This is a genomic window from Streptomyces sp. NPDC059696 (assembly GCF_042733745.1).
Lineage (GTDB): Bacteria > Actinomycetota > Actinomycetes > Streptomycetales > Streptomycetaceae > Streptomyces.
The window spans coordinates 49,421-63,056 of the sequence record NZ_JBHWFG010000032.1; the positions used below are offsets into that span (position 1 = coordinate 49,421).

The 13,636-nt window shown below is 73.6% G+C and carries 10 protein-coding genes; 8 read left to right on the forward strand and 2 right to left on the reverse strand.

The features are described from left to right. The first annotated feature begins 2 nt into the window (after positions 1 to 2). Complete coding sequence (locus ACFV20_RS29000; RefSeq protein ID WP_385661659.1) at positions 3 to 1,583, forward strand: hypothetical protein; 1,581 nt, start codon at positions 3 to 5, stop codon at positions 1,581 to 1,583. Here the strand turns inward: ACFV20_RS29000 and ACFV20_RS29005 are convergent. Continuing rightward, positions 1,573 to 1,986: an organic hydroperoxide resistance protein gene (locus ACFV20_RS29005; RefSeq protein ID WP_234848137.1), complete on the reverse strand. Its 414-nt coding sequence runs from the start codon at positions 1,984 to 1,986 to the stop codon at positions 1,573 to 1,575. The two genes, ACFV20_RS29000 and ACFV20_RS29005, sit on opposite strands and share 11 nt — an antisense overlap. Before the next feature lie 95 nt (positions 1,987 to 2,081). Here ACFV20_RS29005 and ACFV20_RS29010 point away from each other — a divergent pair, with 95 nt between their 5' ends. From ACFV20_RS29010 to galE, 3 genes are all read left to right on the forward strand, one after another. Next, positions 2,082 to 2,630 (forward strand): MarR family winged helix-turn-helix transcriptional regulator, encoded by a 549-nt coding sequence (locus tag ACFV20_RS29010; protein WP_385661662.1) that lies wholly within the window; start codon positions 2,082 to 2,084, stop codon positions 2,628 to 2,630. Positions 2,631 to 4,233: 1,603 nt separating this feature from the next. Beyond that, positions 4,234 to 5,940 carry a glycosyltransferase family 2 protein gene (locus ACFV20_RS29015; protein WP_385661664.1) on the forward strand — a complete coding sequence of 569 codons (1,707 nt, stop codon included), beginning with the start codon at positions 4,234 to 4,236 and terminating at the stop codon, positions 5,938 to 5,940. Positions 5,941 to 6,024: 84 nt separating this feature from the next. Further along, positions 6,025 to 7,005 (forward strand): UDP-glucose 4-epimerase GalE, encoded by a 981-nt coding sequence (galE, locus tag ACFV20_RS29020; RefSeq protein ID WP_385661667.1) that lies wholly within the window; start codon positions 6,025 to 6,027, stop codon positions 7,003 to 7,005. 25 nt (positions 7,006 to 7,030) lie between these two features. Here the strand turns inward: galE and ACFV20_RS29025 are convergent, their stop codons facing one another. Next, positions 7,031 to 7,657, reverse strand: a complete 627-nt coding sequence (locus tag ACFV20_RS29025; RefSeq protein ID WP_385661670.1) for a TetR/AcrR family transcriptional regulator — start codon at positions 7,655 to 7,657, stop codon at positions 7,031 to 7,033. Positions 7,658 to 7,845: 188 nt separating this feature from the next. Here ACFV20_RS29025 and ACFV20_RS29030 point away from each other — a divergent pair, with 188 nt between their 5' ends. From ACFV20_RS29030 to ACFV20_RS29045, 4 genes are all read left to right on the forward strand, one after another. Beyond that, a complete protein-coding gene (locus tag ACFV20_RS29030) occupies positions 7,846 to 8,766 on the forward strand; it encodes an ABC transporter permease (RefSeq protein ID WP_385661673.1) in 921 nt (306 codons plus the stop codon). After that, the gene (locus tag ACFV20_RS29035; protein WP_385661675.1) at positions 8,759 to 9,589 is read left to right on the forward strand and encodes an ABC transporter ATP-binding protein; all 831 of its coding nucleotides are present in this window, start codon (positions 8,759 to 8,761) and stop codon (positions 9,587 to 9,589) included. The genes ACFV20_RS29030 and ACFV20_RS29035 overlap by 8 nt, the downstream gene beginning before the upstream one ends. Before the next feature lie 79 nt (positions 9,590 to 9,668). Further along, entirely contained in the window at positions 9,669 to 11,864 is a 2,196-nt protein-coding gene (locus ACFV20_RS29040; RefSeq protein ID WP_385661678.1) for a CDP-glycerol glycerophosphotransferase family protein, read from the forward strand. Next, on the forward strand, positions 11,861 to 13,507 hold the full coding sequence (locus ACFV20_RS29045) for a glycosyltransferase family 2 protein (protein WP_385661680.1): 1,647 nt from the start codon (positions 11,861 to 11,863) through the stop codon (positions 13,505 to 13,507). Before ACFV20_RS29040 ends, ACFV20_RS29045 begins: the two co-directional genes overlap by 4 nt. Positions 13,508 to 13,636 lie beyond the last annotated feature (129 nt).

Here is a 13,636-nt window from a genome sequence, read left to right on the forward strand (position 1 = left end):
CGGTGAGCGCCCCGGCCCTCGTCCGGCGGGCCGTGCGCGGTGCGACGGCGCTGCGCGGCGGCCGTGCCGGACGGCTCACCCCGTACCAGTTCTACGGCGCCCTGTTCTGGCTTGTGATGACACTGGCGTACTGGCGGGTGCCGCTGTGCTGCGACGCCGGGCAGCACGCGGCGGTCGTCGAGCGCCTCAGGGCCGATCTGCTGCACCCGGCCCACACCATGGCGGACCTGCCGGGTGAGGGCAGCCCGTACTACGGCCCCTACGCCGTCGCGCAGGGCCTGCTGGCGCGGCTGACGGGGCTGTCCGGCTGGGAGGTGGTGAAGCTCGCCGGGCCGGTGCACCTGGTGGTGCTGCTGACGGGGCTCGGCCGGTTCGTCAGGACCCTCACCCCGCGTCCCTGGGCGCCGGTGTGGGCGCTGCTGTTCATGACGCTGCTGTGGGGCAGCGCGCGGATCCTGTGGAGCGGCTACCTCGGGCTGATGTCGATGACGACGAACCTGGGCTACCCGTCCGCGCTCGCCATCGGCCTGACGTTCTGGGCATGGGCCTGGACGGGCACGCGCGCGGGGGACGACGCCCCCGCCGTGCGGTTCGTCGGCCCGAGCGGACTCGGCGGCTGGTGGGGGTACGCCGGCCTCGGCCTGCTGTACGGGCTGATCCTGCTCACCCACCCCGTCACGGCGGCCTCGGCGCTGACCGGAGCGGCCGGGATCGTGGCGGCCCGGCAGCGCGGGTGGCGCCGCCCGGTCGTGGCGCGCTGGGCACTCGCGGGGTCGGCCTGCCTGGCCGTGGCGGTGGCGTGGCCGTACTACGACGTGCTGACGCTGGTGGGCGACACCGGCATGGACGCGATGCACCGTCAGCTCTACGAGAGGATGCTCGCCAACTCCTGGCTGGCGCTGCTCGGGCTGCCCGCGCTGTGGGTGCGGGCCCGCAGGTCGGCGCGTGATCCGCTGGTGTGGATGTTCCTGCTGGAGTGCCTGCTGGTGGCGTACGGCTGGGTGAGCGGGCACTACACGTACGCCCGGGCCCTGTGGGCCGTACTGGTGCCGCTGCAGTTCGCCCTGGCGGTGGAACTGGCGGCGCCCCGGCCCTGGCGAGCGGCCCGGCGGGTGCTGGGCGCGGTGGCGGCGGCCGGGGTGTGCGCGGGGTTCGTCACCGTGCACGCCGGGGCGGTGGTGCCGCGCTCGGTGGACCCGGTGGGGTTCGCGCAGCCGACGCGCTGGCCGTCGTACGACTGGGCGGCCCGGCACATCGGGCCCGGCGAGGTGGTGATCACCGACGGGTACTTCGCCAGTCACGCGATCGCCGGCTACGGCCCGAACCTCGCCGCGCCCATCTGGCCCGACCCCGCCCTGGACGAGCGGGAGCGGGAGCGCCGGGCGGCCGACGTCCGGGCCTATCTGGCCCCCGGTTCGACCCGCGCCGAGCGGTCCGCCGTCGTCCGCCGCTACCACGTGCGCTGGCTGCTGCTGACGCGCTGGCACCCGGTGCCCGAGGAGGCCGTGGTGGTGGCGTGGAGCGGACGGACGGGGGAGGTGCTGGCGCGGGTCGGGGGTGGCGGGCGGGCGGTTACTCGATGACGAGGTCGACCTCGATGTTGCCGCGGGTGGCGTTGGAGTACGGGCAGACCTGGTGGGCCTGCTCGACGAGCTTGCGGCCGGTCGCCTCGTCCACGCTGTCGGGGAGCTCCACGCGGAGGGTGACGGCGAGACCGAAGCCCTCGCCCTGCTTGCCTATGGAGACCTCGGCGGTCACGGCGGCGTCGCTGACGTCGACCTTGGCGCCGCGGCCGACCAGGCCGAGGGCGCTGCCGAAGCACGCGGCGTAACCGGCGGCGAAGAGCTGCTCGGGGTTGGTGCCCTGGCCGTTGCCGCCCAGCGCCTGCGGCGTGCCCAGGGCGAGGTCCAGCACGCCGTCGGAGCTGACGGCCCGGCCCTCGCGGCCGTGGGTGGCGGTGGCGACAGCGGTGTAGAGCGCGTCCATGGAAAACCTTCCCTCTCACGTCAACGTTCGGCGGCCCGCTTCCGGGCCGCCCGACACCCAGAATTAGAGCACACAATTAAGTTGTGCGCAATTGAATGGCGGGCGCGGGCTATCCTGGGAGCATGAACACGCCGGACGACGACTGGCTCCGCCTGGACCAGCAGATCTGCTTCTCCCTGCACGCGGCCTCCCGCGCCTTCAACGGCGTCTACCGCGGGATCCTCAAGGACCTCGGCCTCACCTACCCGCAGTACCTGGTGATGCTGGTGCTGTGGGAGCACGACGAGCTGCCCGTGAAGAAGCTCGGTGAGCACCTGCGTCTCGATTCCGGCACGCTGTCGCCGCTGCTCAAGCGGCTGGAGGCGGCGGGTCTGGTGCGGCGGGAGCGCAGCGCCCGCGACGAGCGGTCGGTGGAGGTGCGGCTGACGGAGGAGGGTGTGGCGCTGCGCGCGCGGGCGCTTCAGGTGCCGCGCCGGATCGCGTCCTCGACCGGCTTCGGCGCCGAGGAGATCCGCACCCTGCGCGCCCGCCTCGACGAGCTCACCACGGCCCTGGACGCGGCCGCGGCACTCGCGGACGGGCACGACGGCCCGTCCCCTGCCGGGCAGCCCTCCGGCGCGTCCCCCGGGCGGCGCCGGACGTAGAGGCGCAGGAGTACGTCGTCCCGGACGCGTTCCGGCCGGACGTGCTCCTCGCGGACGGTGAACTCCTCGGTCAGCACGGCGAGCTTGGTCCGCTCCACCGGGTCCGACGGGGGCCGGCGCGGATCCAGCGCGTGCGCCTCGGCGACGACCCAGACGCGGTCCACCGAGGCGAGTCGCCGCCGCAGCTCACCGGGGGTCGCCTCGCGGCCCCACAGCGTCCCGGAGGGGGGCACGGACCCCCGCAGCGCGATGTCCCGCACCCGGCGGAACCCCTTCGGGTAGGCCAGTGCGGCGAGCCTGCCGACCGACGGCACGAACAGCACCGGGTCGCCGGGGCGCATCTGGCGGACGGCGAGCGCGGAGACCACGGCGAGGTTGTCGGGGCGGTGGGCTGCGGTCCGGTCCTGGCGGAGCACGGGCAGCTGGGCCAGGAAGGTGACGGTGAGGGCGAGGACACCGGTGAGGCCCGCCAGAGCGTGCGCGTGCCGGCCGCGGACCCGCATCCGCCGCCCGTCGAACCGCACCCGCCCGAGCAGTGCGGCGACCCGTGCCGCCCCTGCCGCGACCAGCAGGGACGCGCCCGCCAGCGCGTAGAGCACGTACCGGTCGTGATAGAGCGGCCGAACCTGCGACACCGTCATCAGGAGCCCCGGCGGCACGAGCAGCAGCGGCACGGCGACCGCGGCCGTGCGCCGCTCCCGCAGCCCCACGGCCATCAGCAGCAGCGCCCCCCAGAACACCGGCCCCGCCGACCCGGGGGTGAAGTTCCGGGCGAGCCGCTCGACCCGGTCCCATCCCGGCGCCACCAGCCACGCCACCTGCCCGGCCTGCCCCTGCGACACCCACACCAGCGGCAGCAGGAGCAGCACCACCGCCCCCGCCGCCCGCGCCCAGCCGGTCCACACCCTCCTCGGCACCCGCAGCAGGGCCAGCGTCACCGCGTGCGCGGCCAGCACCGGCACCGCCAGCTCGTGCAGCGCACAGGTCAGGGTGACGACCGTCCCGTAGGCCCACCACCCCCGGGCCCCCACCCCGTCGACGGTCGTCAGGAGCAGCAGCGTCGCCCCCGCCACACCCGCCGCGACCAGCGCGTACGACCGTCCCTCCTGGGCGTAGTGGCCGGTCATCGGGGTGATCGCGTAGAGCACACCGGCCCACAGGCCGGCCCGGGGCCCGGCCAGCCGGGCGCCCAGGGCGCCGACCAGGCCTGCCGTCGCCGTCGCCGCGACCACCGACGGCAGGCGCAGGACGACCTCGTCCGGACGGACGGAGAGGACGGCGTGCATGAACAGGTAGTACAGGCCGTGCACGGCGTCCACGTCGTGCAGCAGCCGCCAGATCTGCGGGACCGTGCGCTGGGCGACCTGGAAGGTGACGCTCTCGTCCCCCCACATCCCGCCGCGGTCCAGCCCCCACAGGCCGACGGCGAGCATCACCGCCATCGGGACCGCCACGGGTGCCGCCACCCGGGCGGACCGGCCGCCGCTCCCCCTCGACTGTCCGCTCTTCACGGCCCCGATTCTGTGCCGGATACACCACTTCGAGAGGTTTTGATGGTGTGTTATCACTTTCATGTCATTCGCCCGGCTTACGATCCGCCGTGATGAATGCCGAGAGTGAGACCGGGCGTGAGACCGCGCGTGTGACCGAGAGCGGGACCGAGGGCGAGACCGAGGAAGCGACCCGGGAGCCGCGTGCCCGGGTGGCCGTCGTGGTGATCGGTTACGACGACGCCGCGCACGTGACGGACGCCGTGCGCTCGGCGCTCGCGCAGGGACCGGCCGTGCGCGAGGTGGTGGCCGTCGACGACTGCTCGAAGGACGGCAGCGCCGCCCTGCTGGAACGGCTCGCCGCCTCGGAGCCCCGCCTGAAGGTGATCCGCCGCCGCGTCAACAGCGGCGGCTGCGGCACCCCCCGCAACACCGGACTCGGTGCCGTGACCGCGCCGTACGTGATGTTCCTGGACAGCGACGACGTCCTGCCGCCCGGCGCGGTCGAGGCGCTGCTCCGCGCGGCCGAGGGCGCGCACGCGGAGGTCGCGGGCGGTCTGTGCGTACGCCGGGAGCTGCCGTCGGGGCGCGAAGTGGCCTGGCAGGAGCGCCTCTACGCGCTGCACGCCGTGGTTCCGCACCCCGCGCGGCGACCGCGCCTGGTCCACGACACGCTCTGCGTCAACAAGCTCTACCGCACCGACTTCCTGCGCGCGCACGGCATCCGCTTCCCCGAGGGCCGCTTCCCGTACGAGGACGTGGTGTTCACCGCCCGCGTGCTGGCCGCGGGCCCGCGCATCGCCCTGGTCCCGGACCGGGTCTACCTCTGGCACGTGCGCCGGTCCGCCGGGCGGCTGTCGATCTCCCTGGACCGGGCGGGCGTCGAGAACTGGCGGGCCCGCACCGAGGCGTGCCGGCAGGCGTACGAGGTGCTGCTGGGCGCCGGGCAGAAGGAACTCGCGCGGGCCGTGCGCGCCAAGTTCCTCGACCACGACCTGCGGATGTACGTGCGCGAACTGGGGCTGCGCAACGCCGCCTACCGGAACGCGTGGTGGGAGCTCACCCGGGCGCACCTCGCGCAGTACGACGCCGACGACTGGGCCCGCAACCCGGCCGCCCCCGGCCGGCTGGTGGGGCAGGTCGTCCTGGCCTCCCCGCAGCCGTGCGACCTGCCCCGGCTGCGGGAGCTCGCGGCCCGCCCGGCCCGGCTGTGCCCGCCGTACGCCCGCACCGCCGACGGCACGCCCGTCTGGTCGGAGAAGCTCCCGCAGGTCTCCCTGGAGCCCCTGCGGACCAGACCGGTGCGCGCGCTGCCCCTCGCTGTCGACGCGGAGCTGCGGCCGGGCCTGCGGGGCACCCGGCTGCGGCTGCGCCTGCACGAGCTGTACGGGCGGGTGGCGCAAGCGGGGCCGGCGGCGGTGGACGTGGAGTGGCGGCACCGGGACGACGGGGACGTGGTGGTGCCCGGTGCGGCCGTGGCGCTCGTGCCGTGCGCCACCGGCTCCGGCGCCGGCGGGGCCGCCGGAACCTGGTCGGCGGAGACGGCCGTCGACCTCCCCGCCCTGGCCGCCCTCGGCCCGGGCACCTGGGACCTGCGCCTGCGGGTCCGCTTCGAGGACGGCGCGAGCCGCGACGTCACGGCGCACGCTCTGCGGGGCGCCGGTCTGCTGCGCCGCCGCGCCGTCCCGAACGCCCGGCGGGGCGTGATGCTCGTGCAGCCGTACGCCACCCATTCCGGCGCGCTGGCGCTGCGGGTGGCCCCCGGCGTCCGCGGTGTGCTGTCGGTGGTACGCGCACGCCTGCGCCGCCTGCTTCACTGAAGACACGACGCAGGGGACGACGACCGCGACGGTTCAGCGCACAGCACCACCACCACGGGCCAACGGACGAGGGGACGGCCGCACATGACCTGGTTGATCACCGGCGGCGCCGGTTACATCGGCGCGCACGTCGTACGGGCGATGACCGCGGCGGGCGAGCGCGTGGTGGTGTACGACGACCTGTCGACCGGCATCGCCGAGCGCGTGCCCGACGGAGTGCCCCTGGTGGTGGGCTCGACCCTGGACGCCGAGCGGCTCGCCCGCACCCTCGCGGACCACGCAGTCACCGGCGTCGTCCACCTCGCGGCGAAGAAGCAGGTGGGCGAGTCCGTCGAACGGCCGCTGCACTACTACCGGGAGAACGTCGAGGGCCTGCGGGTCCTGCTGGAGGCCGTGACGGCGGCGGAGGTGCCGTCGTTCGTCTTCTCCTCCTCGGCGGCGGTGTACGGCATGCCGGACGTGGACCTGGTCACGGAGGAGACGCCGTGCGCGCCGCTGTCTCCGTACGGCGAGACCAAGCTGGCCGGTGAGTGGCTGGTGCGTGCCACGGGCCGGGCGACCGGGCTGGCGACGGCGTCCCTGCGCTACTTCAACGTGGCGGGCGCGGCGGGCCCGGAGCTCGCGGACACCGGCGTCTTCAACCTCGTGCCGATGGTGTTCGAGAAGCTCACGCAGGACGCCCCGCCGCGCGTGTTCGGTGACGACTACCCGACCCCGGACGGCACCTGCGTACGCGACTACATCCACGTGGTGGACCTGGCCGAGGCGCATGTCGCGGCGGCCCGGGTGCTGCGCTCCTCCCCGGGCCGCGACCTGACGCTCAACATCGGCCGGGGCGAGGGCGTCTCCGTCCGGGAGATGATCGACCGCATCAACGCGGTGACCGGCCACGACCGGCCGCCGGCCGTCGCCCCCCGCCGCCCCGGCGACCCGGCCCGTGTCGTCGCCTCCGCCGACCGCGCGGCCGCGGAGCTGGGCTGGAAGGCCCGCCTGGACGTTCAGGACATGATCACGTCCGCGTGGGAAGGCTGGGTGCGCCTGCACCCCGAGGCGCGGCGGGGCTGACCGGCCCGAGCCGGTCGCGAGCCCCTCACAACGCCTTCAGGCCCTCCGCCGTGGCCCGGGCCAGTGCGCCCAGGTATCCCTTGGGCAGTCTCGGGCTGCGGATCACCACCGAGCGCCAGTACAGCGGGCCCGAGATCAGGTCGAGGGCCAGGTCGCGGTCGATGCCCTCGCGCAGTTCACCGCGGCGTGCCGCCGCCGTGACGATGCCGGTGGCGACCCCGTCCTGGCCTTCCCGCAGGGCCTTCTGCAGGGCCTCGGCGATCTCCGGGTTGCGCGCTGCCTCCGCCTGGAGGTCGGGGATGACCTGCGAGGCGACCGGGTGGCGCAGGGCGCGGGACGTCACCTCGTAGAGAAGCCGCAGGTCGCCCTCCAGGGAGCCGGTGTCCGGCGCGGGCAGGCCCTGCACGGCGAGCGCCGAGACGATGTCGAGCACCAGGTGCAGCTTGGAGCGCCAGCGGCGGTACACCGCCGTCTTCCCGACGCCCGCCCGGCGCGCGATGCCCTCGATGGACATCCGCGCGTAGCCGACGGCCGCGAGCTCCTCGAAGACGGCCGCCCGGATCGCTTCGGTCACGTCCTCCCGCAGTACGGCCGCCCCCGCGGGGGCCCGGCGGCGCGGGGGCTGCTGGGGCTCGTCGGGCTTCGTCGTCATGCCGACAGCATAGGGCGTCACGACGAAACGGTTGCGTTCCGACGTTCGCCCGTCGTACGCTCCCGTTACGACGATACGGTCCCGTCCCGACGTAAGAGTTCGTGAAGAGTCCGGTGAGAACCCGTTCCCCGGACCTCCTGGACTCCCAGGCCCCACCCACGCCCCTCCCCCGAGCGAAAGCAGCGGATGTGAGTACGGTCCTCCACACACCGCCCCAGCCCCAGGCTCCGGCCCCGGCCGACCACGACCTCGCGGCCCTCGCCGCCCGCCACGGCCTCTCGGTCAGCGGCGCGCGGCCCTCCCTGCCCGAGTACGTCCGCCGACTGTGGGCCCGCCGCCACTTCATCGCCGCGTTCGCCACCGCCAAGCTCACCGCCCAGTACAGCCAGGCGAAGCTCGGCCAGCTCTGGCAGGTGATGACCCCGCTGCTGAACGCGGCGGTCTACTACTTCATCTTCGGCGTGCTGCTCGGCACCAAGCACGGCGTCCCGGACTACGTCCCGTTCCTGGTCACGGGCGTGTTCGTCTGGACGTTCACGCAGAGCTCGATCATGGCGGGCACCCGCGCGATCTCCGGCAACCTCGGCCTGGTGCGTGCCCTGCACTTCCCGCGCGCCGCGCTGCCGATCTCCTTCTGCCTCCAGCAGCTCCAGCAGCTGCTGTTCTCGATGGGCGCGCTGGTCGTCATCCTGCTCTGCTTCGGCGTGCCGGTCGGGGTGTCCTGGCTGCTGGCGCTCCCGGCGCTGGTGCTGCAGTTCACCTTCAACGCCGGCGTGTCGATGATCATGGCCAGGTGGGGCGCCAAGACCCCGGACATCGCCCAGCTGATGCCGTTCGTCCTGCGCACCTGGATGTACGCCTCGGGCGTCATGTGGAGCCTCGACAAGCTGGCGCAGAACGACCATCTGCCGCAGGTCGTCAAGCTGCTGCTGGCGGCCAACCCGGCCGCGATCTACATCGACCTGATGCGCTTCGCCCTGATCGACAGCTTCCACGCGAGCCAACTGCCCGCCCACGTCTGGGCGATCGCGGTCGGCTGGGCGCTGCTGGCCGGCGTCGGCGGCTTCATCTACTTCTGGAAGGCTGAGGAGACCTACGGCCGTGGCTGAGCACCCGAGCGAGAAGATCCCCACCGTCGTCGCCGACGGCGTCGACATCGTCTACCGCCTCAACGGCACCGGCGCCGGACGGGGCTCCGCGACCGCCGCCCTCAACCGCATCGTGCGCCGCAGGCAGACCGAGAAGGCGTCGGGCGTACGCCGGGTGCACGCCGTGAAGAACGTGTCCTTCGTCGCCTACCGGGGCGAGGCGATCGGCCTGATCGGCACCAACGGCTCCGGCAAGTCGACCCTGCTGAAGGCCGTCGCCGGTCTGCTGCCCGTGGAGAACGGCCACATCTACACCGACGGCCAGCCCTCCCTGCTCGGCGTCAACGCCGCCCTGATGAACGACCTGACCGGCGAGCGCAACGTGCACCTCGGCGGCCTGGCCATGGGCATGTCCCGCGAGCAGGTCAAGGACCGCTACCAGGAGATCGTCGACTTCTCGGGCATCAACGAGAAGGGCGACTTCATCACGCTGCCGATGCGCACGTACTCCTCCGGCATGGCCGCCCGGCTGCGGTTCTCCATCGCCGCGGCCAAGGACCACGACGTGCTGCTGATCGACGAGGCACTGGCCACCGGCGACCGCTCCTTCCAGAAGCGGTCCGAGGAGCGCATCCGCGAGCTGCGCAAGCACGCGGGCACGGTGTTCCTGGTCAGCCACAACAACAAGTCGATCCGCGACACCTGCGACCGGGTGCTGTGGCTGGAGCGCGGTGAGCTGCGCATGGACGGGCCGACGGACGACGTCCTCAAGGAGTACGAGGCGTTCACCGGGGAGAAGGCCCCCAAGCCCAAGCCCAAGCCGAAGGCCGCCGTTCCCTCGTGAGGCCCACCCGATCGGCCCTTTTGCCCCGTTGATGGCAGCATGACCGCATACGGTGCAGCTGCGAGAGGGGGCCCCAGGCATGGCCGAGCTGAGTGTGATCGTCCACGGGCCGAACGTCCAGGACCATCTGACGGAACTCCTCGACTCCCTCGCCGCCCACCCCCTCGCGGACGCCGAGGTGATCGTGGCCGCGGTGGGCGACTGGGCCCGGGAGACGGCCGAGCGGCACACCCCGGACGTCCAGGTCGTGCCGCTGCCGGACGGCACCGGTGACGCGGCGGCCAGGGCCGCGGGCGCGGCCCGCGCGTCCGGCCGCTGGCTGCACTTCGTGCACGCCAAGGACGGCCTGCCCGCCGGCACCCCGCGCACGGTCGCGGAACGGGTGGCCGAGCTCCCCGGCGAGGTCGACGTCCTCGTGCTGGACCACGTCCGCAGCACCTGGCACACCTCCGGCCTGCCCTCCCCGGACGGCCCGCTCCTGGCCCGGGCGGGCCACGCCGACGTGCTCCTCGACGACTGCGCGCCCCTGCTGCGCCTCACCCCGCTGCTCGGCACCCGCGTCCTGCGCGCCGACTTCTGGCGGGCCCACGAGTCGCGCATCAGCACCGACGACGAGCCGTACGCCGCCCTGGCCGCCCTGCTGCTCGCCCGCCGCGTCGCCTGCCTGCCGCACGTCGCCTACGAGGACCGCCGGCTGCGCCCCGCGAGCCTCCCCCCGGTGACACCGGAGCAGCGGTACGCCCTGGTCGAGCGCTACGAGTCGCTCCTCGACCTCACCCGCGACCGGCGCGCCGCGCACACCGTGCTCTACGACCTGATGGTCCGCGACTGCCTGCGCACCTTCGCACGCGGCGGCATGCCGGAGGACGTCGCCCGGGAGTTCTTCCGCCGGGCGTCCCTGGCCGCCGTGCGCCGCCGGCCCGAGGACCACCGCCGCCCGGCGGGACTCGAAGGCGTCCGCCGCTCCCTGCTGGAGGAGGGCGCCTACGCCAAGTACCGGGCCTTCCAGGCCGTCAACCGCGCCCGCCGCGGCGCCAGGTCGGCCGTACGGGCCCGCAGGCGCCAGGCCGGGGCCAGGCTCCGCGACCACCAGTACCGCAGGGCGCTCGGCCGTCCCGTCAACCCGCACCTCGCGGTGTTCGCGGCGTACTGGAACCGCGGTGTCGCCTGCAACCCCGCCGCCATCGCCGCCAAGCTCGCCGAACTCGCCCCGCAGATCCACGCCGTGTGGGTGGTCACCGAGGAGAACGCGGCCCTCCTGCCGCCCGGCACCGATCACGTGGTGCCCGGCAGCCGCCGCTACTGGGAGGTGCTGGCGACCGCCAAGTACCTGGTCAACAACGTCAACTTCCCCAACGCCGTGGCCAAACGCCCCGACGCCATCCATGTCCAGACCCACCACGGCACGCCCCTGAAACGCATGGGCCTCGACCAGATGGCGTTCCCGGCCGCCGCGCAGGGCCTGGACTTCCGGGCGTTGCTGGAACGCATCGACAAGTGGGACTACAGCGTCTCCGCCAACAGCCACACCACCCGCATGTGGGAGCGCGCCTACCCGTCGCGCTACGTCTCCCTCGACCACGGCTATCCGCGCAACGACGTCTACTACACGGCCGGCGCAGGCGACATCCGCGCGGTCCGCGACCGCCTCGGCATCGCCCCGGGCCGCCGTGCCGTCCTGTACGCGCCCACTCACCGCGACTACGAGGCCGGCTGGACCCCGCGCCTGGACCTCGCCGCCCTCGCCGACCACCTGGGCGACGACACGGTCCTGCTGGTGCGCGGCCACTACTTCTACGGCGGCGCCGCCTCCCCGCTGACCAACCTGCGCCGCACGGGCCGGATCATCGACGTCTCCTCCTACGACCCCGTCGAGGAGCTGTGCCTGGCGGCGGACGTCCTGGTCACGGACTACTCGTCGATCATGTTCGACTACGCCAACCTCGACCGGCCGATCGTGATCCACGCCGACGACTGGGAGACGTACCGCACCACCCGCGGCGTCTACTTCGACCTCATGGACCAAGCCCCGGGGCCGGTCGCCCGCACCCAGCAGGAGCTGACGGAGATCCTCACCACCGAGGCCTGGCACGACGAGAGCGCCGCCAAGACCCGGGCCGTCTTCCGGCGCCGGTTCTGCGAGTACGACGACGGACGCGCCGCCGAACGCGTCGTCCGCCGGGTCTTCCTCGGCCAGGAGGAACGTGACCTGCCGCCGGTGCTGCCGATCGAGGAGCGCACCCCGGCCCCCACCCCGCAGGAGGCGACCGCATGAGCACCCCCGACGTCACCGTGACGGTCATCGTCTACAACGACGCCGAACGCCTCACCCGCGCGGTCGAGTCCGTCCGCCGCCAGACCCACGCCAACCTCGAGATCATCATCAGCGACGACCACTCCACGGACGAGACCCCGGCGGTGGCCCAGCGGCTGGCGGCCCAGGACCCCCGGGTCCGGCACCTCCGCCTGGAGCGGAACAGCGGCGGCTGCAGCGCCCCGCGCAACCGCGCCCTGCAGATCGCGCGGGCGCCGTTCCTGATGTTCCTCGACAGCGACGACGAACTGCCCGCCCGTGCCGTGGAGCTGCTGCTCGCCGCACACCGCGAACGCGAGATCGACTTCGCGATGGGCGCGGTGCAGCGGGTACGGGTCGACAACGGCCGCCGCTCGACGTGGATGCCGCACCTGGTCGCCGAGCGCCGCACGCTCGACGGCATCGAAGCCGACCCGCGCCTGTTCTTCGAGCACCTGTCCACCAGCAAGATGTACGCCCGCTCCTTCCTCGACCGGCATCAGCTGCGCTTCCCCGAGGGCATCCACTACGAGGACCAGCTGTTCTCGGCGCAGGCGTACTGCCTGGCCAAGAGCTTCACGATCGTCCCGGAACCCGTCTACCGCTGGTACGTGGCGCCCTTCGCGGCCTCCGAGGCGGCCTCGATATCGAACCAGCGGCACAAGCTCGCCAACGTCCGGGACCGGATCCACGTCCAGCACCTCATCGACGCGTTCCTCGCCGAGAGCGGGCACGAGTCGCTGCGGGAGGACAAGGACCACAAGTTCCTCAAGCACGACTTCCGGATGTACGCCGGTGACCTGCCCTACCGGGACGACGCCTGGCTGACGTCCTTCGCGGACCTCGTCACCCCCTACCTCGACACGCTGACACCGGGCGCGTTCGCCCGCCTCCCGCGCCTCGAACGCGTCGTCATCCAGCTGATCCGGGACCGCCGCCTGACGGAAGCGCGCCTGGCCGCCCGGGGCCTGGGCCACACGGTGGGCCCGCGGCGCGTGACCTCCGACGCGGCCGGCCGCACCTACTGGGGGGACCGGGTCCCCGAGTCGGAGTGGTCCCGCCGCGAACTGGACATCTCCGAGCTGGAGCTGGAGACCTGCCCCTTCCCGGGCGCGCAGTTCCGGCACGAGATCCAGGAGATCACCCGGGGGCCGGGCGCCTCGGTCGACCTCACGATCCGCACCTGGGACCCGGGGCTGCGCCTCCCCGTCGGCCCGCTGCGCGCGACGCTCCTCATCTCACCGGGGGGCCGTCGCCTCCACGTCCACTTCCGCCTCTCCCCCGTCCGCCCCGGCCTCTTCGAGGGCCACGCCCACCTGGACCTCGCCGCGGCCGAACTCCCCCTCCACGGCTTCGCGGGTATCCGCCACCCGCTGCTCCGCCTCCACCACCAGGGCCTGTCCCACACGGGCCTGCTGCTGGCCCCCCTGGCCTTCCCCGTCCTGACGACACGCGTCCCGTCCCACCAGCTGACGGTGGAACCGGAGGGCCACGGCCCGGGCCGCCTCCAGGTCCGCTGGGAGCCCACGGGAGTGACGGCCCGCTTGATCCGCCCGGCGGTACGCAGAGTGGCCGGCCCGAGGGTGAAGCGGGCCGCACGGCTGGTGGCGAGCGCGCTGAAGTAACGCCCCGCCCCGAGGCACGCCGAGCACACCCAGCGGAGACACCCCGCCGCACGCCCAGCAGGGGCGGCCTCGCCGCACGCCAAGCAGAGACACCCCAGCACGCCCAGCCGAGACACCCCGCCGCACGCC

Excerpts from the sequence above, each read along its gene's own strand:
- ACFV20_RS29015 (WP_385661664.1), top strand. The coding sequence starts at position 4,234 with ATGAATGCCGAGAGTGAGACCGGGCGTGAGACCGCGCGTGTGACCGAG.
- ACFV20_RS29045 (WP_385661680.1), top strand. The coding sequence starts at position 11,861 with ATGAGCACCCCCGACGTCACCGTGACGGTCATCGTCTACAACGACGCC.
- ACFV20_RS29025 (WP_385661670.1), bottom strand. The coding sequence starts at position 7,657 with ATGACGACGAAGCCCGACGAGCCCCAGCAGCCCCCGCGCCGCCGGGCC.
- ACFV20_RS29005 (WP_234848137.1), bottom strand. The coding sequence starts at position 1,986 with ATGGACGCGCTCTACACCGCTGTCGCCACCGCCACCCACGGCCGCGAG.
- ACFV20_RS29010 (WP_385661662.1), top strand. The coding sequence starts at position 2,082 with ATGGCGGGCGCGGGCTATCCTGGGAGCATGAACACGCCGGACGACGAC.
- galE (WP_385661667.1), top strand. The coding sequence starts at position 6,025 with ATGACCTGGTTGATCACCGGCGGCGCCGGTTACATCGGCGCGCACGTC.
- ACFV20_RS29040 (WP_385661678.1), top strand. The coding sequence starts at position 9,669 with ATGGCCGAGCTGAGTGTGATCGTCCACGGGCCGAACGTCCAGGACCAT.